Annotated in this window: 22 protein-coding genes and 2 other annotated features; of the genes, 2 read left to right on the plus strand and 20 right to left on the minus strand. The window is 37.0% G+C overall.

Annotation, left to right across the window (positions count from 1 at the left end; all coding sequences use genetic code 11):
- Window positions 1-53: 53 nt before the first annotated feature.
- The 3 genes from pheT to BAZO_RS08590 form a co-directional block, all read right to left on the minus strand.
- Complete coding sequence (pheT, locus tag BAZO_RS08580) at window positions 54-2,480, minus strand: phenylalanine--tRNA ligase subunit beta (protein ID WP_003331023.1); 2,427 nt, start codon at window positions 2,478-2,480, stop codon at window positions 54-56.
- Between the two features lie 14 nt (window positions 2,481-2,494).
- Window positions 2,495-3,526 (minus strand): phenylalanine--tRNA ligase subunit alpha, encoded by a 1,032-nt coding sequence (pheS, locus tag BAZO_RS08585; protein ID WP_003331024.1) that lies wholly within the window; start codon window positions 3,524-3,526, stop codon window positions 2,495-2,497.
- Window positions 3,527-3,573: 47 nt separating this feature from the next.
- Window positions 3,574-3,788 (minus strand) — a binding site (T-box leader).
- A gap of 68 nt (window positions 3,789-3,856) precedes the next feature.
- On the minus strand, window positions 3,857-4,609 hold the full coding sequence (locus tag BAZO_RS08590; RefSeq protein WP_039957264.1) for a TrmH family RNA methyltransferase: 753 nt from the start codon (window positions 4,607-4,609) through the stop codon (window positions 3,857-3,859).
- Between the two features lie 125 nt (window positions 4,610-4,734).
- On the opposite strand from BAZO_RS08590, the gene sspI reads away from it, so the two are divergent.
- On the plus strand, window positions 4,735-4,947 hold the full coding sequence (sspI, locus tag BAZO_RS08595; RefSeq protein WP_003331026.1) for a small acid-soluble spore protein SspI: 213 nt from the start codon (window positions 4,735-4,737) through the stop codon (window positions 4,945-4,947).
- Window positions 4,948-5,013: 66 nt separating this feature from the next.
- Here sspI and BAZO_RS08600 read toward each other — a convergent pair whose 3' ends face one another.
- Together BAZO_RS08600 and BAZO_RS08605 are read right to left on the minus strand one after the other, a co-directional pair.
- Entirely contained in the window at window positions 5,014-6,102 is a 1,089-nt protein-coding gene (locus BAZO_RS08600; RefSeq protein WP_003331027.1) for a M42 family metallopeptidase, read from the minus strand.
- A gap of 80 nt (window positions 6,103-6,182) precedes the next feature.
- The gene (locus BAZO_RS08605; RefSeq protein ID WP_003331028.1) at window positions 6,183-6,668 is read right to left on the minus strand and encodes a dUTP diphosphatase; all 486 of its coding nucleotides are present in this window, start codon (window positions 6,666-6,668) and stop codon (window positions 6,183-6,185) included.
- A gap of 139 nt (window positions 6,669-6,807) precedes the next feature.
- Between BAZO_RS08605 and BAZO_RS08610 the strand changes: the two genes are divergently transcribed.
- Complete coding sequence (locus BAZO_RS08610) at window positions 6,808-7,200, plus strand: hypothetical protein (RefSeq protein WP_003331030.1); 393 nt, start codon at window positions 6,808-6,810, stop codon at window positions 7,198-7,200.
- A gap of 17 nt (window positions 7,201-7,217) precedes the next feature.
- On the opposite strand, the gene BAZO_RS08615 is transcribed toward BAZO_RS08610, so the two are convergent.
- From BAZO_RS08615 to polA, 15 genes are all read right to left on the minus strand, one after another.
- The gene (locus BAZO_RS08615) at window positions 7,218-7,481 is read right to left on the minus strand and encodes a DUF1294 domain-containing protein (protein WP_235786720.1); all 264 of its coding nucleotides are present in this window, start codon (window positions 7,479-7,481) and stop codon (window positions 7,218-7,220) included.
- Window positions 7,482-7,709: 228 nt separating this feature from the next.
- On the minus strand, window positions 7,710-8,066 hold the full coding sequence (gene rplT, locus BAZO_RS08620; RefSeq protein WP_003331032.1) for a 50S ribosomal protein L20: 357 nt from the start codon (window positions 8,064-8,066) through the stop codon (window positions 7,710-7,712).
- Between the two features lie 74 nt (window positions 8,067-8,140).
- Window positions 8,141-8,338, minus strand: coding sequence for a 50S ribosomal protein L35 (gene rpmI / locus BAZO_RS08625; protein WP_003331033.1), 198 nt, complete (start codon window positions 8,336-8,338; stop codon window positions 8,141-8,143).
- A 54-nt stretch (window positions 8,339-8,392) separates the two neighbouring features.
- A complete protein-coding gene (gene infC / locus BAZO_RS08630; RefSeq protein WP_003331034.1) occupies window positions 8,393-8,938 on the minus strand; it encodes a translation initiation factor IF-3 in 546 nt (181 codons plus the stop codon).
- A gap of 29 nt (window positions 8,939-8,967) precedes the next feature.
- Window positions 8,968-9,100 (minus strand) — a sequence feature (ribosomal protein L20 leader region).
- A gap of 180 nt (window positions 9,101-9,280) precedes the next feature.
- On the minus strand, window positions 9,281-11,230 hold the full coding sequence (thrS, locus tag BAZO_RS08635) for a threonine--tRNA ligase (protein WP_003331035.1): 1,950 nt from the start codon (window positions 11,228-11,230) through the stop codon (window positions 9,281-9,283).
- A 473-nt stretch (window positions 11,231-11,703) separates the two neighbouring features.
- The gene (gene ytxC / locus BAZO_RS08640) at window positions 11,704-12,573 is read right to left on the minus strand and encodes a putative sporulation protein YtxC (protein ID WP_003331036.1); all 870 of its coding nucleotides are present in this window, start codon (window positions 12,571-12,573) and stop codon (window positions 11,704-11,706) included.
- Between the two features lie 186 nt (window positions 12,574-12,759).
- Window positions 12,760-13,602 carry an ATP-binding protein gene (locus BAZO_RS08645; RefSeq protein ID WP_003331037.1) on the minus strand — a complete coding sequence of 281 codons (843 nt, stop codon included), beginning with the start codon at window positions 13,600-13,602 and terminating at the stop codon, window positions 12,760-12,762.
- Window positions 13,602-14,795, minus strand: coding sequence for a hypothetical protein (locus BAZO_RS08650; RefSeq protein WP_003331038.1), 1,194 nt, complete (start codon window positions 14,793-14,795; stop codon window positions 13,602-13,604). Before BAZO_RS08650 ends, BAZO_RS08645 begins: the two co-directional genes overlap by 1 nt.
- A 54-nt stretch (window positions 14,796-14,849) precedes the next feature.
- Window positions 14,850-16,220 carry a replication initiation and membrane attachment family protein gene (locus BAZO_RS08655; protein ID WP_003331040.1) on the minus strand — a complete coding sequence of 457 codons (1,371 nt, stop codon included), beginning with the start codon at window positions 16,218-16,220 and terminating at the stop codon, window positions 14,850-14,852.
- 81 nt (window positions 16,221-16,301) lie between these two features.
- The gene (nrdR, locus tag BAZO_RS08660) at window positions 16,302-16,757 is read right to left on the minus strand and encodes a transcriptional regulator NrdR (RefSeq protein ID WP_003331041.1); all 456 of its coding nucleotides are present in this window, start codon (window positions 16,755-16,757) and stop codon (window positions 16,302-16,304) included.
- Window positions 16,758-17,038: 281 nt separating this feature from the next.
- Window positions 17,039-17,422, minus strand: coding sequence for an adenosylmethionine decarboxylase (gene speD / locus BAZO_RS08665; RefSeq protein ID WP_003331042.1), 384 nt, complete (start codon window positions 17,420-17,422; stop codon window positions 17,039-17,041).
- Window positions 17,423-17,746: 324 nt separating this feature from the next.
- Window positions 17,747-18,784 (minus strand): glyceraldehyde-3-phosphate dehydrogenase, encoded by a 1,038-nt coding sequence (locus tag BAZO_RS08670; RefSeq protein WP_003331043.1) that lies wholly within the window; start codon window positions 18,782-18,784, stop codon window positions 17,747-17,749.
- A 141-nt stretch (window positions 18,785-18,925) separates the two neighbouring features.
- A complete protein-coding gene (gene coaE, locus BAZO_RS08675; protein WP_003331044.1) occupies window positions 18,926-19,525 on the minus strand; it encodes a dephospho-CoA kinase in 600 nt (199 codons plus the stop codon).
- Between the two features lie 74 nt (window positions 19,526-19,599).
- Window positions 19,600-20,433: a DNA-formamidopyrimidine glycosylase gene (gene mutM, locus BAZO_RS08680; RefSeq protein ID WP_003331045.1), complete on the minus strand. Its 834-nt coding sequence runs from the start codon at window positions 20,431-20,433 to the stop codon at window positions 19,600-19,602.
- 16 nt (window positions 20,434-20,449) lie between these two features.
- Window positions 20,450-23,086: a DNA polymerase I gene (gene polA, locus BAZO_RS08685; RefSeq protein ID WP_003331046.1), complete on the minus strand. Its 2,637-nt coding sequence runs from the start codon at window positions 23,084-23,086 to the stop codon at window positions 20,450-20,452.
- Window positions 23,087-23,297 lie beyond the last annotated feature (211 nt).

Here is a 23,297-nt window from a genome sequence, read left to right on the forward strand (position 1 = left end):
AAAAAAGAGTTGAGTTTTGCCATCAATAGCAAACTCAACTCTTTTTTTGGGGATTATCCTCTTAGCACTGCTCCAAGCTTTTCTGCAACAGCTTGGAGCACTTTTTCATGTGCTTTAGAAACCTCTTCATCTGTTAACGTTTTTTCAGGATCGAAATAACGTAATGAGAAGGCCAGTGATTTTTTACCTTTTTCTAAATGCTCACCTTGGTACAGGTCAAAGATTGAAACTTCTTTAAGCAATGTTCCTCCAGCATCTTTAATAACCGCTTCCACATTGCCGGCAATCACATTATCATCAACAACTAAAGCAATGTCGCGAGTAATCGATGGATAACGAGGGATCGCCTCATATTTAATAGCCTTTACCTCAGCTCTTAGTAGTTTTTCTAAATTCAATTCGTATACATATGTTGGATCAAGATCAAGTGCCTTCTGTTCGTCCGGATGTACTTGACCAACGAAACCGATATAATCTCCATCAAGTTTAATGATTGCAGTACGTCCTGGATGAAGCCCATCTTTACCGCCTTGTTCAAATGTAATCCGCTCATTCAAACCTAATACATCAAATAAACCTTCAAGAATTCCCTTAGCAACGAAGAAATCTACAGCTTTTTTCTCTCCTTGCCAAGAATGGGAGTGCCAAAGACCTGTAATGGCACCGGCTAAGTTCTCTCTTTCATTCGGCTGTTCATTGTCAATTTTATCTTCTATTAAATATACCTTCCCTATTTCATAAAGAGCCACATCATCAAGCTGACGAGCATTATTATGGGCAACAGCCTCTAATAAATGCGGAACTAAGCTTAAACGCAATGTACTTCGCTCTTCACTCATCGGCATCGATAAACGAATTGGCGTTGCTTTTGTTGTATCATCCTTATACAATAATGCTCGTTCTGAGCTTGTTAATGAATAAGTTACCGCCTCAGACAACCCAGCACCCTCTAAAAACTTCCGAACCTTACGGCGTTTTTGCTGATATTGTGATAATTTCCCCGGTGTAGAGTCGCCAACTGGCAATGTAGTTGGGATAAAATCATAGCCGTAAAGACGGGCAACCTCTTCGATAAGATCTTCCGGAATGACAATATCACGTCTTCTTGACGGTGCTGTTACTGTAAAATTGCCATTTTCCTCAGTAAACTCAAATTGTAAACGAGTAAAAATGTTTGCGACCTCTTCCGCTGTAATGCTCGTTCCAAGCACTTGGTTAATACGTTCTGTTGATACAGAAACCTTAACGGCTGTTGATTGTAAATAATCTGCAGCAACAACCCCTTCAAGCACTTCTCCACCCGCAAGCTCAGCCATTAATGCAGCTGCGCGATCACCCGCTTCTTTTGTACGTTCTGGATTGATTCCTTTTTCGAAACGTGCGCTTGCTTCACTGCGTAATCCATGATCTTTGGATGCTTTACGAACAGTCAAACCGTTAAAGACAGCGGCTTCGATTAAAACATTAACCGTTCCATCATGCACCTCGGAATTAGCTCCACCCATCACACCAGCTAAGGCAATAGGCTCAGTTCCATTCGTGATCACTAACTGATCTGCCTTTAATGTCCGTTCTTGGTCATCTAAAGTTACGAACTTTTCATCCTGTTTTGCACGTCTTACAAGAATTTCCTTTGAACCTAATCGATCATAATCGAAAGCATGCAACGGCTGGCCATATTCAATTAAGATGTAGTTTGTAATATCAACAACATTATTGATTGGACGGATTCCAGCGGCCATTAAGCGCATTTGCATCCATAATGGTGATGGACCGATTTTTACTCCTTTAACTACGCGAGCTGCATAATAGGGACAATCTTCTTTTGCATCAATCGTAATTTTAATATAATCTGCAGCCTTTTCTTTGACTTCATTCATAACTGGTTTTGGCAGTTTAACTTCACGTGCTAAAATTGCCGCCACTTCATAAGCAACACCTAACATGCTTAATGCATCAGAACGGTTCGGTGTTAAGCTAAGCTCTAACACTTTATCATTTAAATTCAAATATTCTAGTGGGTCGGTACCAACCTCAACTTCAAATGGGAAAACAAAAATTCCAGTCGCATATTCTTTTGGTACGAATTTTGTTTCAATCCCTAGTTCCTGCAAGGAGCAAATCATACCATTAGAGGCTTCTCCGCGAAGCTTCGCTTTTTTAATTTTGAAATTCCCAGGAAGAACAGCCCCGATTTTAGCAACGATTACTTTTTGTCCTGCGGCAACATTTGGCGCACCACAGATAATTTGCTTCGGTTCTTCTTCGCCAAGGTCAACTTGACAAATATTAAGTTTATCTGCCTCGGGATGCTTCACGCATTCCAATACATGGCCGACAACAACGCCTTCGATGCCTTTATTTAAAACCTCTACCTGCTCAACTTCAATTCCGGCTTTTGTAATTTTCTCAGCAAGCTCTTCTGCTGATACATCATTTATGTCAACATAGTCTTTTAGCCAATTATAAGATACTAACACGTTGTAGCCTCCTCTTAAACCCGTTTAAATTGTTTTAAAAAGCGGATATCATTTGTATAGAAATGACGGATATCATCAATGCCATATTTCAACATCGCAATACGCTCAGGTCCCATACCAAATGCGAATCCTGTGTATTTTTTTGAATCAAAGCCGGCCATTTCAAGTACATTCGGATGTACCATACCTGCACCTAGTATTTCAATCCAGCCAGTATGCTTACAGATTGAACAGCCATGACCGCCACACATACAGGAAACATCTATTTCAACTGATGGCTCCGTGAATGGGAAGAAGCTTGGGCGGAGGCGGATTTTACGATCTTCACCGAACATCTTTTTCGCAAATACTTCAAGTGTTCCTTTAAGGTCACTCATGCGAATATTTTCATCAACAACGAGTCCTTCGATTTGCATAAATTGATGGGAATGGGTTGCATCGTCATTGTCACGGCGATAGACCTTGCCCGGACAAATAATTTTAACCGGTCCACGACCTTCATGCTTTAGCATTGTTCTAGGTTGAACTGTTGATGTTTGAGTACGAAGCAAAATTTCTTCAGTTATGTAGAAGGAATCTTGCATATCACGAGCAGGATGGCTTTTTGGTAAGTTTAGTGCTTCAAAATTATAATAATCAGTTTCTACCTCTGGACCTTCAGCAATTTGGTAACCCATGCCAATAAATAAATCCTCAATTTCTTCAATAACAGCAGTTAATGGATGATGATTTCCTGCACGTACCGGACGTCCTGGAAGAGTGACATCAACTTGCTCAGCTGCCAACTTTTTCTCTACTTCTTGTTTTTCAAATCTTTCTTGTTTTTCTTCTAGCTTTTCTTGAATGGCAGCACGTACGTCATTCGCTAATTGACCAATGACTGGGCGCTCCTCTGCAGATAATTTTCCCATGCCGCGTAATACTTCCGTAATCGGACCTTTTTTACCTAAATAGGCAACGCGGATCTCATTCAATGCTTTTAAGTCTTCCGCTTGCTCAACTTTCAGAAGAGCTTCTGCTTGTAGTTCTTTTAACTGAGCTTCCATTTAAATCCTCCTTAAACTTTATATAAATAAAAAAAGCCTTCAATCCCAAAAGGGACGAAGACTTATCTTTCGCGGTACCACCCTAATTAACAGTGCAATATAAATGCACCGTTCACTTCATTGCAATAACGGTTATTCAACCGGACAAGTGTCAGCTCCAGAGTGAATTCAGCTACATCGATCCTAAAGATGCTTCCAGTCTATGGCATCTTCTCCCTGACAAGTCGAGAGGTAACGTACTATGTTCCTTCACAGCTTATGTATAAAATTATCTTTATCATTATAGTATAAGATCCGCTTGGAGGCAAACCCAATTATAAATTTATCGAGCTATCCTCTTAAATGGTACAAAAGGATTCCAGTTGCAATCGAAACATTTAAAGACTCAGCTTGTCCATAAATCGGAATGTATAAATTTTCATCCGTTAGTTTTAATAATTTAGGGTCCACACCATTTCCCTCATTACCGACAAGGAGGGCAAAATGCTTATGCGGCTCGATTTCTTTAAAGTTGCGTGCCCCTTCCAATGCAGTCCCAAATACCGGCACACCAATAACATTTAGCCGTTTAATCCAAACATCTAAATTCCCGTCCATAATCGGAATATGGAATAAAGAACCTTGAGTTGACCTTATAACCTTGCCATTGTATAAATCGACACAGCCTTCCCCTAAAATAACAGCATCCATTCCAACAGCATCCGCAGTCCGAATCATTGTTCCAAGATTTCCAGGGTCTTGAACATTGTCTATTAAGAGAAGCTTAGCTGTTGCGATATTAATCGGTGTTGGGCCTTTCATTCCGCAGACAGCAGCGATGCCTTGAGGTGTTTCCGTATCTGAAATAGTATTCATTATATCTTCTGTTACTTCAAAAATATCAATATCCCGCGCGTCCAATAAAGAATATTCTGTTCCCTCGCGAACAATCAATTCTTTTACATAGGCTTTATACTTTAAAGCTTCTTCGATTAAATGCAGACCTTCTATTAAAAATAAACCCGTTTTATTTCGCTCTTTTTTTGTTTGCAGCTTTTTCCATTGCTTCACACGTGGATTTTGCGTTGATTCAATCCGTGTAATCATAATTATCCACCCCATAAATTCTTTTCATTACTCATTATATATAAAAAATAGAAATTTTTACATAATCCATAAAATTTTGTGGAAACTAATGTTGAAACTTGTAAAAAAAGGGGTGCCTTCTAATGAATTTAAATTTACGCCATGCAATTATTCAAAATGTTGCAAGCAACACAAAGGAAGAGTTGGAAGATACAATTATTGATGCAATCCGCAGCCAAGAGGAGAAAATGCTTCCTGGACTTGGCGTGCTATTTGAAGTCATTTGGCAAAATGCGAATGAGGACGAAAAAGAAGAGATGCTATCCAACTTAAAGGACGGCTTACAAAAGCAATGAAATAATAAAGCAATATAAAAAAACGAGGTCTTCTTAACTAATGAATGGCCTCGTTTTTTTGTTTGTTTAGTCAAAAATAATTTCTTTCACTTTATCGTCATCTAATCGCTTGATGACTTCAACAATTAATTTTACCGCATTTTCATAGTCATCACGGTGCAGCATAGCCGCGTTGGAATGAATATAACGTGTAGCAATTGTGATCGCCAACGCAGGTACTCCATTTGCCGTTAAATGGATCGAACCGGCATCCGTCCCGCCACCAGCCATGGAATCAAATTGATAGGGAATATTATTTTCTTCCGCAACGCCGACGACAAAATCACGAAGCCCCTTATGAGAGACTATCGATGCATCATATAAAATGATTTGCGGGCCTTCACCCATTTTACTAACGGACTCTTTTTCAGTAATTCCAGGAGTATCACCAGCAATACCAACATCTACAGCAAACCCGATATCTGGCTTAATTTGCGCCGTTGCCGTTTTTGCCCCTCTTAATCCAACCTCTTCTTGAACGGTTCCAACCCCGTAAACAACATTCGGATGGTCTACCCCTTTAAGGTTCTTCAAAACATCGATTGCAATTGCACAACCAATGCGATTATCCCATGCTTTAGCCAATAACATTTTCTCATTATTCATGACCGTAAATTCGAAGTACGGAACAATCGAATCACCGGGAAGTACTCCCCAGCCCATTGCCTCTTCTTTACTTGTTGCCCCGATATCAATAAACATATCTTTTATATCAACCACTTTTTTTCGGGCTTCAGGTGACAACACATGTGGTGGTTTTGAGCCAATAATCCCAGGGATATTTCCCTTTTTCGTCATGATCGTTACACGTTGAGCCAACATAACCTGTGACCACCAGCCACCCACTGTTTGAAACTTTAGAAAGCCCTTTTCAGTAATTTGCGTAACCATAAATCCAACTTCATCCAAATGTCCGGCCACCATTATTTTAGGACCGTCTTCTTTGCCAACCTTTTTAGCAATAAGGCTGCCAAGATTATCGGATGTTATTTCATCTGCATACGGAGAAATGTATTTTTTCATTACCTCCCGTACTTCCCGCTCATCACCGGGAATCCCTTTGGCATCTGTTAAATCTTTTAGCATCATCAATGTTTCATCTAATTGTTTAACCATATGTATAAAAAACTCCCTTCACACGATCTACAAAGTATATAATTTTGCACACCATTGTCTAGCTTCAGCGCTTTTCTTAATTAATATCCCGAATTTTGCCGTTTATGATTCACTTCATTTTTTAATTTGTATGCTTTTTCGATATCGTCTGGAGAAAATCCTAATAGTTTACCTAATATTATGTACTCGTTAAATATATTATGGTAGTTTTCCAAATTTAATTGCTTTCGAAACTCTATAATACTTGCAAATACAAGTTGAAACTGCTCCACTAAGTCCCTATATTCGTCTTTCGGGTCCAAGGTAACCTGATCTTGCATTTTCAACTCCAACCCGATTGATAAAATAAAATGCACCCCATCAACATATTCCTCTAAAATAACATCCCGTGCAGCCGCTGGCTTTTTGCTCCAAAATTTAAAGCAACGTGTTTCATTAGCTAGTTCGCCAAGCTCAACTAGTAATGCCATAATTTTTTTATCCATTAAATCTGCTTGCTCAAGCCCATGCTCTTTTTCAATTCGTGTGTCCAATTCCTTTTGCAGTTCAAATAACGTTGTTAACACCAAAATCCCCTCTATCCTTCTCTAGATATTCATATTATACCAAATCACGAAAAAAATTATTGCATTATGAAACTTCCTTCGTCGTTTATCCGTATAATATAATTATAATGATGAAGCTTTTCTGAATGGAGGGGTATTTATGTTTGGCGTCATCCTATTTAGACTATTAATTCTCGCATTGATGATATTCCTTATTGTGAAAACGATTAAATATATTGCAAACCCCAAGCGGAAATTAGAATTGGCCCACGAACAAAAGCAGTTTTATTTTTGGGACATCCATGAGAACGTTAGAAAAAACTTTCTGCTTACATATAAAGGTGTTTTGTTTGAAGGGGAAAAATATTTAGGTACGACAGACAATGCCTTTGAAGTCGTCTCTGTGTTTATTTGGGCTAAGGACCCTGATAAATTGCAAGGATTAGAGCGCGAAGACTTTTTGAAAATACAGGAAGAGGTTAAAAAACATTATCCGAATGCCCGCATCGACTGGAAAAATCCAATTCGAAACTTTTTAAATAAGACTGAATAAATGGGGCATATAGCCCCTTATTTTAGTACATAAACTGCGTACCCATAACATAATAAATTAATTAAAATAACAACCGGCATGCCGATTGTAAATGTTTTGTGCTTTGTTTTATGATGATACGTCTTCATCCCCATATAAAGACCAATTCCGCCGCCGAGAAGGCCAATCGTCCAAAACCTAATTTCCGGCACTCTCCATTGTCCTTTTTGCGAGCGCTTCTTATCGATCCCCATTAATATAAAGCCCACGATGCTGATTATGATGAAATATCCTATTAACACATACAAGGTTTCTCTTCTCCTATCATTATTAAAAAAGGTCATCCCACTAAATGCGGAATGACCTTTATTTATGTCGATGTCTAGCTACAGCGACCAGCGACTCGTAAACTTCACCCATCTCCCTACGATAAGTCAACATCGATTCGCTTCGCTTATCGTGTTTCCTTTATCTCAGTCGATGTGCTCCAGTTTATACATCGCTAAACGGTCGCTTTCGCTTTTCTATTATTATTGAATGCTTGCTTTAGCTTTTGATGCTAATTCTGCAAATGCTTTTTCGTCACTTACAGCTAGCTCAGCTAACATTTTGCGGTTGATTTCGATGCCAGCAACCTTTAAGCCATGCATCATGCGGCTGTATGAAAGACCGTTCAAACGTGCAGCTGCATTGATACGTGTAATCCAAAGCTTACGGAAGTCGCGTTTCTTTTGGCGGCGGTCACGATAAGCATACATTAAAGATTTCATTACTTGTTGTTTTGCAACTTTAAATAATGTATGTTTTGAACCGAAATAACCTTTTGCTAATTTTAATACGCGTTTACGACGACGACGCGTTACAGTACCACCTTTAACTCTTGGCATGTGATTCCCTCCTAAGATCTATGTCCGAAATAATATCTGCTATTTTTTCTTTGATTGTTTGAATTAGATGTCTCTTATAAGTTAGAGATCATTTGCTTGATGCGCTTATAGTCACCAGCACTTACTAAAGCACCTTTACGAAGCTTACGCTTTGCTTTTTGCTCTTTATTTGCAAATAAGTGGCTAGTATATGCGTGTGAACGCTTCACTTTGCCGCTTCCAGTTTTTTTGAAACGCTTTGCTGAACCTCTATGAGTTTTCATTTTTGGCATGGGATTTCCTCCTTAGAATCATTGTTGTATCGAGTAATGCATCAATTACTACTTTTATTTACTCTCAGTTTTAGGCGCTAATACGATAAACATACTACGACCTTCCATTTTCGGCTTTTGTTCAACGACTGCGATCTCTGCACATTGCTCAGCAAGACGGTCGAGAACTCTTTGACCGATTTCTTTATGTGTAATTGCACGACCTTTGAAACGAATACTAGCCTTTACTTTATCGCCTTTTTCAAGGAACTTTATTGCATTGCGAAGCTTCGTATTAAAATCATGTTCTTCAATAGTAGGACTTAAGCGTACTTCCTTAATATTGATAACCTTTTGATTTTTACGTGCTTCCTTGTCTTTCTTCTGCTGCTCATAACGAAATTTTCCATAATCCATTATGCGGCAAACAGGTGGTTTTGCATTAGGTGCAACCATCACTAAATCTAAATTAGCAGTTTGCGCCATTTCCAAAGCTTCGTTTCTCGACTTAATACCGATTTGATCGCCATTAGCACCAACGAGTCGAACTTCACGTGCGCGAATTTCCTCGTTAATAAATAAGTCTTTACTAATAATTAGCCACCTCCAGGGTTTTTTCACTGAATTTTTCGTTTGGGCGACGTTTTATTTACGAAAAAAAAACGTCGGCATACATACTACACCCACGTTTCACGATCTTCATTATTTAAGATTGCGTATAACCTGTCAACAACGTCTTAAGTGCGTCAATCAGGTGAGAAGCGGGTGCCTCTACTTTTTCCACAAAGAAATATTCAATTGGACCTTTATACGTTAACATATTAATCCATCTGTGTCAACATACAAAACTAATTTATTAGCAACGCTCTTTATATTACATGATGATTAGCAAAGTTGCAAGTATTTTATTTTGGAAATGACTTGGGCTGATCCTATTAAGGGTCAGCCCAATTTCTTACTTCATTATTCTGCCTTTCCTTTTCGCTGCACTTCAGCCTTAAGTGATTCAACAAATTGATCAAATGGAACTGTTTCAGAGTTGTTTTGGCCATATTTACGAACATTTACACTTTGATCTTTAATTTCATTATCGCCGACTACAAGCATGTAAGGAATCTTTTGCATTTGTGCTTCACGGATTTTATAACCGATCTTTTCGTCGCGTTCATCGATTTCAACACGGAAGCCTTCTAATTGTAATTTTTCCTGAACTTGCTTTGCATAATCAAGATGTACATCGCTTGATACTGGAATTACTTTTGCTTGAACCGGTGCTAACCATGTTGGGAAGGCCCCTTTATACTCTTCAATCAGGAAAGCCACAAAGCGTTCCATTGTTGATACAACTCCACGGTGGATTACAACCGGACGATGTTGTTTGCCATCTTCTCCTACATATGTTAAATCAAAACGCTCCGGCAACAAGAAGTCTAATTGAACTGTAGATAATGTTTCATCTTTTCCTAAAGCTGTTTTTACTTGAACATCAAGCTTTGGACCATAGAAGGCTGCTTCTCCTTCAGCTTCATAATAATCAAGGCCTAGATCATCCATTGCGTCCTTTAACATGGATTGAGCTTTTTCCCACATTGCATCATCATCAAAATATTTTTCCTTATCCTTAGGATCACGATAGGATAAGCGGAATGCATAATCATTAAAATTAAAATCTTTATATACCGCTAAAATTAAGTTAACTACGCGCTTAAACTCATCTTTAATTTGATCTGGACGTACAAAAATATGAGCATCATTTAAAGTCATCCCACGTACACGTTGTAACCCGGATAGAGCTCCCGACATTTCAAATCGATGCATCGTACCAAGCTCTGCAATCCGAATTGGCAGTTCACGATAGCTGTGCATGCTGTTTTTATAAACCATCATATGATGAGGACAGTTCATTGGACGAAGAACTAATGATTCATTGCTATCCATTTCCATCGGCGGGTACATATCCTCTTGATAATGATCCCAGTGACCAGAAGTCTTATAAAGTTCTACATTTGCCAGAACTGGTGTATAAACATGGCTGTATCCAAGTCTTTCCTCTAAATCTACAATATATCTTTCGATTTGGCGGCGAATGGTCGCACCCTTTGGAAGCCATAGTGGAAGACCCTGCCCAACCAATTGCGATACTGTAAATAAATTCAATTCTTTGCCAAGTTTACGGTGGTCACGTTCTTTAGCCTCTTCAAGTAATCTTAAATACTCATCCAATTGTGCTTTCTTAGGAAAAGCCGTTCCGTAAATACGCTGAAGCATTTTGTTATTGCTGTCACCGCGCCAATACGCGCCAGCAATGTTCATTAATTTAAACACTTTAAGTTTTCCTGTTGACGGCACATGGACACCACGGCAAAGATCAAAGAATTCTCCTTGTGAATAAATTGTAATCTTTTCTCCTTCAGGGATCGCACTAATTAGCTCTACCTTTAACGGATCACCAATTTCTTCATACATTTTAATCGCTTCTGTGCGTGTTACCTCTTGGCGTTCAACCGGTAGGTTACTATCGATAATTCGCTGCATTTCTTTTTCAATTTTAGGCAGATCTTCCGGTGTTAATGGTTGTTCCATATCAACATCATAATAAAATCCGCTTTCAATCACAGGGCCAACTCCTAATTTCACATCGCCATATAAACGCTTAATCGCTTGTGCCATTAAATGCGCTGTACTATGGCGTAGAATTTCAAGTCCATCTGGTGTGTCATATGTGACGATTTCAATCGCCCCATCTTCTGTGATTGGAGTACGCAAATCAATTGCTTTTCCATTTAATTTTCCGGCTAAAGCATTTTTCTTTAATCCTGAGCTTATCGATGCTGCAATTTCTTCTGTAGTCGTTCCATTTGGAAACTCCTTCACAGCACCATCAGGAAACGAAACTTTAATAACTTCTGACATTTTGTTACACTCCTTTTTCTTTTGAAAAATAAAAAAAAACACCCATCCCTAAAACAAGGGACGAGTGTTGGTCTCGTGGTTCCACCCTTCTTCCCACATCCGACAATTGATGAACTGCGAATCTCGTCGTCAGTTCGCTTTTTCGGTACTCACGTAGGGAAAGCCTACGCTCCGTTCCTCAAAGCTTCACTTCCTAGATCTTCTCGTTCCTGAATTGTCGGAAGATAGCATATCAAAATATGCTTGCACTCTTCCTGTGGCTTGAAGTCAGATAACGGTTGTTGCCGTCAACGGTTCTTTCCCGTTGAAGTTTAAAGGTGGTAAGCTACCTTTCGTGTATAGAAAGCTTGCAGCCATGGCTTTCCTCTCTAATATACCGTAAAAATAACTCATGTCCTTATCGTAACTGATTATGATTTAAAATTGCTATGTACGTATTATATCCACATTTATCAAATAAAATCAAGTTACTTTTAATTTGACATCTTTCCATCTATTTGTTTAAAAGATTGCAAAGGTTGTAGCACAACTCGTTCTAAAAAAATGTTTTGGATCGTTTGAACTAGCCCGTGATCCATTAGGTCCGTATACAAATAAATGGTTCTAGGTGCAATGGAAATCAACGGAGCAATCACTAAAGAATCCGTATCAATATCTTCAATTTGCATGAGTTGTTCATCAATCAAATATTTTAATTCTTCATGGCTAATTTCATTTAAATTTCTATCAAAAAAGAAAAATTCCTCTTCATAGACTAAATGAATAGTTTCCATTAAGGCTTCCTTCGTATATACATAGCCACGGAGGTTTTCAACGAAGTTTTGATATTCCTGCTCCAGTTTATATTCATCAATGGCTGCTTCAATGTATTGAACTAGACGAAATCGATACTCCTTTAAGCGAAATTGTAAAAACGATTCAAATGAAAATGAAACACTAGCCGTTAAAAAATCCTGTAATGCATTTTCGATCATTTTTTCCCTAGGTAGATGTTCATTCATTTCGGAAATCATCGGAACCTCATGTTTTTCACCGTCAATGATTGATCTTGCTATCGACATAATTTGGCGCTGTTCCTCCTCATCAGAAAAATAAAACATATTTCGGATCATTTCCTTCATCCAGCGCACTTCAACTATTTTTATGATGTATTTTAATAACACCGGTATAATGACAGTAGAAATAACGGTTTCAAATGATTCTTTAAAATTTATTTTCACGAGCACCTTAGGCTCATAAATAATATTTAAATGAACATGCTCGGTATTAGGATGGTTATGTTCTTTTATTAGTTGAAAAAGTAAAGCTGCGTCCTTCTTTTCACGAAATTGTATTGTAATCATTTTTATATGGTCCCCCTTTTGCTGTTTTCACAGCAAATACCTGTTACATGTATATGGGGACAACTTGGAAAAAATGATTAAAAATTTGCAAAGGAAAGCGCTAGTCACAGGGACTAGCGCTAATTGTAGACAAAAATTTTCTTATTTGATTTGCGTATATTACTTAGTAATTATGCTAAAAATATATTATCTCCAATTTTTTATATTTTGGGCACTTTTAAATCTATAATCAGGGCCCTCCACTTTTAAGACTGTCGCATTTCTAACAACTCTTGATGTATTTCTTTTTCCAAATTGATCTTCAAAGCCTGCGAAATTCAAATTAGTTGTAATAACGGTATGCTTTCCCATTCGATCGTCCAATAATTCAAAAATAAACTTTATATCATAGTCAGATCCTAACTCAGCACCTAAGTCATCCAATACCAAAACATCAATTTCTCTCATCATTGACAAAATGTCATACGAGCTCAAATCACTACTACCATTCCGATTAAAGGACTCTTTAATAAGAGTTATCAGTTTTGGAACATTAATAAATAAAGAACTTGCATGATGTTTTTCCATCATTACTTTTGTAATAGAAACACCTAAATGTGATTTTCCTCTACCTGGCTCACCGTATAATATTAAGTTTTCCGGTCTATCCTTATTAAAATTCAAACAATACTGAACACAACTTTGCCAAGCTATATTTTGGGAGGGGTCTTGAGCCTCAAAACTCTCGAAGCTTGCTTTTGTTAAATCAAGATTAATTAAAGAGTATTTATCAAAATACTTAAACACCTTATCTATTTTCAAACTTTCATTTTCTTTTTTTATTTTATCAGCTAATTCAATATCCGCACATTTACACCCAATTTTAAATTGCTGAATTTTTCCTTTATTAATACCTCCCAAAACCGGTATTTGCTTAATTGTCACCTGTTCGCTACATCCACTACAAACTGTCTTTTCAATTGTTTTAATTTCCCCACCCGGAAAAGTATCTTCAAGTAATTGTTCAATTACTTTATCAACTCTTTTCACTATTTATCTTCTCCTTTATTTTTTAACTGGTCTAGAAATTCTAACCTTCTTTGTTCCATTTCTTCTTTTTCTTGAAGTGAAAACTCATATTCTTCATATGTTGGAATTACACTCTCGGTATCTATCTCTTTACCTTTTAATCGAAGATGTTTACGAAGTTGAGGATTGTTACGTAACTGTTCCTTTTTCCGTTCTTTTGCACCTGTTACAATTGTTTCCCTTATTGCTTTTAATCTATCATTTTTTCTAGCATCTAGTTGTTCTACCTCTAATTTAGCTACCAAATGTTTGCTGTATATTTCAGCAAAATTCTTAATCGGTTCCTTTTCTAATAACATTAACTCTAAAATTTCAACAAACTTATATGGCGTAATCAGTCTGTAATATAACCTGTACATTTCTATTGCAGCTTCTATTTTTATATCTCGAACTTTAAGAGATTGATAGCGTTGATTCATCTTTTTTATCGTCTTATCATTTTCAAACCATGTTTGTAAAAACTTTGGAATTTTCTTCACAGAATTTTCTTGATGAATGTATTGTAAATATATATTTCGAAAAGTCTCTTCAAAGTTAGTAATTTCTTTCAAATGGTACTTTAAAATTGCATCAAGGGTTTCAATGAAAGCTGAATCATTTATTTTTCCAGCTACAACAGCATATTGTTTTTCGATATCTGTAACTTTAATATCAATATATCCAATTCGTTCGTGTCTTTTTTTGATTTTCTGAGTATTCCTATCCAACCAAAGGAAAATGAAATTGGGGGTCAGAGGTTTTTCCTTTTTAAATACAGTACAATTTTCTTCAAATAAACGAACTTTTTGAAGCGGCTTTACTGATAATTCGAACCTATTTGAAGGATAAGGGTATACTATGATTGAAATGTCGTTTTCTCCTTCAGACAACTCAATAAATTCATATTCATATAGTGGCTTAATAATTGAAGATATTATATTGTCCAAATTCATTTTAAAATGCTTTATTAATGACTCTATTGATAAGGGAATATGCTCAATTTCAAAATTATTTTGGCCCGATTGAAAACTCCATGCATACATTTTAATCCAAGCACAATAAGCTTTCTCTCCTAATTTGTCAATCCAGTCATCTGCAACTATAAAATAACTTGAAGGAAGCATCATTTGTGCACGAGTATTTTCACGAGCTTTAAAAGATAATGATTTCCCCATTTAAAAACCTCCCAATATTCATCCTTTTTGCCCTAATATTCAAATCATAGCACCTTAATCCTTCTTTCCCTCTAGCCAATCCAACAATTCTTTTCTTAGTTCATGATCATCTCTTACAATTTCATCTGAAGAAGAAAAAGAATTAACATCATCATTCTCTATACTAGAGCTTGGGAATTTCGAATTATTTTTTCGTTTGAGTTGTGCCCACTCTTGATAGTTACGATGTTCTTCCTTTGCAAGGTCCATTGCTTCTTTTACCGTTTTTACTTTTTTTCTCGCCCAATGCGAAGCAACTTTATCCACATAATTTTTGGTAAGTTTCATATCACTTCTAAGCATGACAAAGTAAATCAGAACATTTACGACTCCAGGATTTAGTTTTTGGTTAAACATCACATTTTCAATAATTTTAAGATCACTAACTGAGGGTTCAGCTCCGCCTGAAATGGAGACTAACAATTGATATGGAGAAATATTTTCTAGCTGATTTATTAATTGTTCCTCTTTATTTTGCGGATCTTTTAGGTTCATTGTTCGATAATTCAATGGTTGTATTCTTTCCACTAACCTTGGCAAAGCCTCTCCATGCGAAAATTGATAAAAATCGCGAGCAGCTTTTCTCAATTGTTCAATATTTATTTCATCTTTTTCATCTATCGCCTGAAGTACGATACTTTTCATTTCAATTGTATTAAAAGAATAGATAAAGGATAGCTTAGCAATAACCTCTCTAACCTTTGGATTAAATGCTTTTAATGAAATTAACGAGTCGGATATACCCGCAAAAAATAAATCGAAATCAAAATTATCTTTAGATACAAAAATGTCTGGTGCATCATTTCTAATTATAAATTCATTATGATTATCTACTGTAAGGTCATTAGACAATTCATTTTCAGATGTCTTTAACTCAGAAGGATTTAACGACATAAAAACATCGGTAAAACTACTTGTGACATCTTTATAATCACTTTCATTAAGACTCTTATCTGTGAAAAAATGTTTTATTTTATTAAAGCTTGTCTTGCTCAAACGATTATAAAAATATATATTCAGTAAACCATCGTTAAAAAAGTTTTCTGGAGATAGGGGAGGTTGAAGTTCATAAATATATGTTTTAGTTTCCCCATCCTTTAAATATGTTTTTAACAGTCCTATTCCTTCAAGTTTTTTTCTTTCATTAAGTATAGAATCCAAATTAATTTGCATCAAATTCATTAGGTGATAATGTTTATTTTTATCACCCCATAATCGATTAACATCAATTTCACTCCAAAGGGTCATGTACAAGCTATAACAAAGCGCACCAATTAAAGGTTGATATAATAATGTCAGTACTTTCCGGTCAAAGTCTTGAAGAATCCCATTTGTTCTGACAATATAGTCATCTATCGGGAGCAATTCCTTCCAATGCTCGCTCATGTATAACCCCACCTTCTTGTTAATCCTAAAAAATTATGAATTGAAAAGGGAAAAAGAGCTTTCTTATCGAGAAGCCCTTTTCTAATCCTTTTTTATTAATTCCTTTAGTTCATCAATAAACACATTAATATCTTTAAATTGTCTATATACAGAAGCAAAGCGTACGTAAGCTACCTCATCTACCTTTGCTAATTGATCCATGACCATTTCACCAATTGCTTCACTTTTAAATTCTGAGATTCCTTGATTACGTAATTCTTTTTCTATATCACTGACAATGTCCTCTAGAGTTTGCAGGGGAACAGGCCTTTTTTCGCATGCCTTAATGAGGCCTCTCAGCATCTTCTCTCTACTGAATTCCTCTCGTGTTCCACCCTTTTTCACAACAACTAATGGGGTCTCCTCAACCTTTTCAAATGTTGTAAATCTGTATTGGCATTTTTCACATTCTCTTCTTCTGCGAATGGATCGTCCGTCTTCTACTGGGCGTGAATCGAGAACTCTTGTCCCATTATATTGGCAATGTGGACATCTCATAAAATCAACTCCGTCAATTGGCGATAAACTTTTCTTACTTATATGATATATAAAATTTGTTATGTTCACAAGTTTTTTTATTGGTAAATTAGAAAAGCGGAAGCGACCGTTCAGCGACGAACAAACTGGAGCACTTCGCAATGAGATAAAGGAAACACAGCGAGGTACGAGCTGATGTTGACTTATCGTAGTGAAGAAGTGTGAAGTTTGCTAGTCGCTGGGAGCTGGAGCTAGACAAAAAAAGAGAGACACGCCTATGCCTCTCATTGTAATTTTCATCATTATAAAGCTTTTCCAACATTTTGATTAATTTGTACTGGACCCATTCCACGTGGTACTTCTATATTCTCACGTGTAATCGCTTCAAGTTCATCGGCAATATAATCCGCCGCTACATTGGGATCAATTCGATCACCACAAGTATATACATCTATACTTGCATAACCATGCTCTGGAAAGCTATGAATGGTTAAATGTGACTCAGAGATGATTACTACACCACTTACACCTTGTGGAGCAAACTTATGAAAAGCTACCTCTCTAATCTCAGCACCAGCCTTAAGGGCTGCGTCAACAAACGTCTGTTCAATCAAGTTGATGTCGTTCAGCTTTTCAACATTACAACCCCAAAGCTCCGAAATAACATGACGACCGATCGTATCCATAGTACGTCCCCCTCTTCTAATAGAATTTTGGAAAGTCTACCGAAGCGTTATGCTGACTACAACGGGGGAAAGTTAGTCCTCAGAGGTCCTAACCCTTTAAGTAGCCACATTTTTTTCTTCGTTATATTGTCAAATGCGCCTTGGTGTATTGGCGCCCAGAGTTTTTCGAGCAAGCTCGAAAAACTACCGATGAATAAAGTTTACACGATTCATAGTATACGTTCTTTATTATGCTTTTGCAACTATTTACCAAACATTTATCTTTATAATGTATACAATATATAAAAAACAGATGATCAAATGACCATCTGTCTATTTTGTGCTTTAAGAAACAGTTACTGTCGCTGCTTTTTCGATTTCTTTAGCTACTAATCTTGCTAGGTCTACTACACGGCTGGAGTAACCCCACTCATTGTCATACCATACTAATACTTTTAATTTTTTGCCACCGATAACCATTGTTGAAAGTGCATCAACAATACCTGAACGATCATCCGTTGTAAAATCGATGGATACTAACGGTTCATCAGTAATTCCTAAAATGCCCTTCATTGGTCCCTCGGCAGCAGCTTTACGGAAAGCATTATTTACTTCTTCAGCAGTCACTTCACGTTTTAAGTCTACTACTAAGTCTACTAAAGAAACGTTTGGTGTAGGTACACGTAAAGCCATACCATGTAGTTTTCCAGCCATTTCAGGCATTACTGTTGCGATTGCTTTAGCAGCACCCGTTGATGTCGGGATAATCGATTGTGCACATGCACGGGCACGACGAAGATCTTTCTTATGTGGATTATCAACATTCTTTTGGTCATTTGTATAGGCATGAACAGTTGTCATTAATCCATTTTCAATACCAAATTGCTCATTTAAAACCTTAACTACTGGTGCTAAACAGTTAGTTGTACAAGATGCATTTGAAATTACATGATGTGTTTCATGATCATAAATTTCATCATTTACACCCATTACGATTGTAACATCTTCTCCTTTAGCTGGAGCTGTAATGATAACTTTTTTCGCACCTGCTTCTATATGTGCAATTGCCTTATCTTTTGAGTTAAACTTCCCTGTTGCTTCAATAACGATATCTATATTTAATTCCTTCCAAGGGAGAAGCTTAGGGTCACGTTGATCTAATAATTGAACACGTTTGCCATTAACAATGATTGCATTTTCTTCAACTTCAACTTTACCTTGGAATTTTCCATGGACGCTATCATATTTTAACATATGTGCTAAATTTTCAGCTGGGTAGCTTGCATTAATCGCTACAATTTCAAATGTGTCATCTAGAATTGCACTCCTAAAAAACATTCTACCTATACGCCCAAAACTATTTATCGCTACTCTTGCCTTCACCTTATTGTCTCCTTCCGGATTGTGTTATACTTTTTTTATCTTTTCAGTACAAATAGTATAACATAAATATAACTCCAATTGTTAGGCTAATACATATTTTTATAAAAATATTTATGAAATAATAATTTTATTTTGAATATGCTATATTAATTCCCACTGTTTTAAGACTGCCAATAATTGTTCCTTTGTTTCTTCAATTGAACCATTATTATTGATAACGGCATCCGCTAATGGAATTTTTTCGGTTAATGGCATTTGTGAGTTAATTCTTGCTTCTGCTTCTTCAACAGATAAACCATTTCTCTGCATCAATCGTTTTACCTGAACGTCACGGTCAACATATACAAGTATAACTTTCTCAACTAAATGGGTTTGTTTGCTTTCAAAAAGCAGGGGAATGTCCAAAACAATTATTTTTTCCCCTTTTTCAATAAACTCCATTTTTAACCGACTCATTTTTTCACGAACAGCTGGATGAACGATGCTATTCAAAACTTTTCTCTTTTGTTCATTATTAAAGATGACCTCGCCAAGTTTCTGACGATTTATAGTTCGGTCATCATGAAGAATGGTTCTTCCGAATGCCCCTATAATTTTAAAGTAAGCATCTTCCCCAACTTCAACTACCTCTCGGGCGATAACATCTGCATCAATTATTACAATCCCGAGATCCCTTAGCATAGTCGCTACCGTGCTTTTACCGCTGGCAATTCCTCCGGTTAATCCTAAGACTGTTGTCATTCTTTCTCCTCCTTTCACCTAACATTTGTATAGCTCCAGCGACCAGCGACTCGTAAACTTCGCTGAACGGTCGCTTACACTTTTCGTTTCTGGCACTTCGGACAATAATGTGTTCCTCTGCCACCTACTGTTGTTTTTTCGATCGGTGTTCCGCAGTTTTGGCATGGTTCCCCTTTTTTGCTATAAACAAATAGCTCCAGCTGGAACAGTCCGATTTCACCTTGGCTATTTACATAAGAACGAATTGTACTTCCGCCCTTTTCTACTGCCTCATGTAATGTATCGATTATTTCTTGATGCAGGAGCTTCATTTCCTTATGTGTCAGCGAGTTCGCTGATCGCTCCGGATGTATGCCCGCTCTAAATAGGGCCTCATCGACATAGATGTTGCCAAGTCCAACGACTATTTTTTGATCTAAAAGTGCCACCTTTATTTTACGGTCAGTTTTCTTTAACCGCTCTCTTAAATATTCAACTGTAAATTCTTCGGAAAAAGGCTCAACCCCGAGCTGATTTAAAGGCAATTCCTTTTCTTCATTGCCCTTTGGAAAAAGATGCATCGTGCCAAACTTCCGTACATCACGATAGCGAAGTTCAGTACCATCTGTAAATGTAAACAGTACATGTGTATGTTTATCATACGGTTCCTCTTGTTTGTACAGGCCGTAGCGGCCTTCCATCCGAAGGTGGGAAACTAAAGTGTAGTCATCGAGAATAAACTTTAGAAATTTCCCTCTCCTTCCTATATCTACGATGGATTGCCCTTTCAACAGGAACTGGAACTGACTTACATCAGCTGGTTCTTTTATTATTTTCGGCCAAAAGACCTCGACACGGTCAATTTTTTTGCCTTTGACTAGCTTTACTAATGTTCTGCGAACTGTTTCAACCTCAGGCAGTTCAGGCATCACTTCAACTCCTTCATCATTTTGCATCAAACCAGGTTGGGCCAAAGCAATAATCGACTTTTAATGGAACATCAAGTTTAACGGCATTTTCCATCACTTCAGGAACGATTTGTTTTAGTTTTTCAATTTCATTTTCTGGTGCTTCAAAAATTAATTCATCATGGACCTGCAGTAAAAGTCTTGTTTGCAGTTGTTCCTTTTTCAAACGCTCCGCCATATCAATCATAGCTTTTTTGATGATATCGGCTGCACTACCCTGAATCGGTGTATTCATAGCGGTACGCTCAGCAAAGCTTCTAATATTGAAGTTTCTGCTCGTTATATCAGGCAAATAACGGCGTCGATTTAGAATTGTTGTTACATAGCCATTTGCTCTCGCTGTAAGAATAATGTCATCCATATACTTCTTTACACCTGGAAAACTCTTTAAGTATTGATCAATAAATTTACCAGCTTCTTTTCTCGTAATTCCCAGGTTTTGAGATAAACCAAAATCACTAATGCCGTAGATAATACCAAAGTTTACTGCCTTAGCTTGGCGGCGCATATTGGAAGTTACTTCTTCTTCGTTCACATGGAATACATCCATTGCTGTTTTTGTATGAATATCTTTGCCTTCTCTGAAAGCTGCCATTAATTTTTCGTCTTGTGAAATATGAGCCATTACCCGCAATTCAATTTGAGAATAGTCCGCTGCAAAAATAACCCAGCCCTGTTCGGATGGAATAAAGGCTTGCCTGATTTTTCGTCCTTCCTCCATGCGGATCGGAATATTTTGCAGATTTGGTTCAGTCGAACTTAATCTTCCCGTCTGTGTTAAAGCTTGATTAAAGCGGGTATGGATTTTACTTGTATCCTTGTGAACAACCTTCAGAAGCCCATCAATATAGGTTGATTTTAACTTTCCTAATTGTCTGAAATTCAATAAAAGCGGAATCATCTCATGGGCATCGACCAATTTTTCAAGCACATCCGCAGATGTTGAATAGCCTGTCTTTGTTTTTTTCACAGGAGGCAAATTCAACTTTTCAAACAAAATGACTCCTAGCTGTTTAGGTGAATTAATATTGAATGGTTCACCTGCAAGTTCATGAATTTTTTCTTCCATTTGCTTTAATTGAGTATCGAGTTCAACACCCATTTTTTCTAGACGATCTATATCTACGACAACACCGGTCGTTTCCATTTCACTTAAAATAAATGATAATGGCAGTTCAAGATTTCTAAATAAATCATATTGATTATTATTTTCTAAATCCTTAATTGCCTTATCCTTTACGGCAAATATGGCGTCTGCTTTTCGAACAAGATGATCGGCTAATTCTCCAACTGACGGAACCTTGCGTTTTGCACCTTTACCATACACAGCCTCATCGACATTGATATTCATGTAACCATTTCGTTTAGCGAAATCTGTAATTTCATGATTTGTTTCTGCTGGATTTAATAGGTAGGAAGCAATTAAAAGGTCAAATTCGATTCCTTTTAGATCTATTCCTCTCCATTTAAGTGAGACGATTGATTGTTTGGCATCAAAAACAAATTTTTTCGCATTCTCATCCTCTAGCCAATTTTTGAAGTTTTCAGATGCTAAAGCATGATCCGTTGAAATAAAAAACTTTCCTTTCCTATTTGCCAACGAAAAACCAACAATTTCGGCTTCATGATAATTTTCCTCGATCACTTCAACAACTAAAGCAGATTCATTTATTAGCATATCTGCTGTTAGTTCCGTTACGATTTCATAAGTGATTTCTTCGATTTCTTGAAGCTCTGACGATGAATCGCTGTCACCGATCTTTTCCAGCAGCGAATTAAAGCCAAGCTCTTTAAAAATTTTGATGACATTTTCCTTATTTATTTCCTGACGTGCAATATCATTGATTGTGATTTCAATAGGAGCCTCACAATTAATCGTAGCTAATTTCTTCGACATCAAGGCTTGATCTATATTTTCCGCTAACTTTTCCTGAAGTTTTTTTCCGCTTACTTCCGCAATCGATTCGAGCGTTTTCTCTAAAGTACCAAATTGGGTCAACAGCTTAATCGCTGTTTTCTCACCAACCCCCGGAACACCTGGAATGTTGTCCGATGAATCTCCCATCAACCCTTTCATATCAATAATCTGATCCGGCGTTAAATTGTATCTTTCTTTAATTTGATCTACATCATATGTATCTACATCTGTGATGCCTTTTTTTGTATGGAGAACTGTCACATAATCAGAAACTAGCTGCAATAAATCTTTATCACCGGAAATAACCTTCACTTCGATTTGTTCCTTCTCCGCCTTTTTCGCTAAGGTCCCAATAATATCATCCGCTTCATAAAGTTCCAGTTCATATCTCGGTATATTAAACGCGTCTAACACTTCTCTAATAAATGGAAATTGTTCAGAAAGCTCATGCGGTGTTTTCTCACGACCACCTTTATATTCGGAAAATGTTTGATGGCGAAATGTCGTTTTTCCGGCATCAAAGGCAACTAAAATATGCGATGGGTTTTCATCTTCCAAAACCTTCATTAAAATCATCGTGAAGCCATAAACGGCATTCGTATAGATCCCTTTGTCATTATTTAGAAGCGGCAATGCAAAAAAAGCCCTGTAAGCGATACTGTTGCCATCGATTAATACAATTTTTTGTTTAGTCATCCATAAACCTCCCTAAAGTAAAACACGCAAACATCAATTCTACACTATATTTTACCATGTTCAATTAAAATTAGAAAAACACGTAATTTGCCCATAATGGCAAATTACGATGTCTTTTCTTATACTATAATCCATAAAATTTTTCTACTTATAGTAGAAAAAAACAATCGGCATTAATCCGATTGCTTTTCCATTGTCTAGCTCCAGCACC

The sequence above is a fragment of the Schinkia azotoformans LMG 9581 genome, assembly GCF_000307855.1.
Classification (GTDB): Bacteria; Bacillota; Bacilli; order Bacillales; family Bacillaceae_J; genus Schinkia; species Schinkia azotoformans.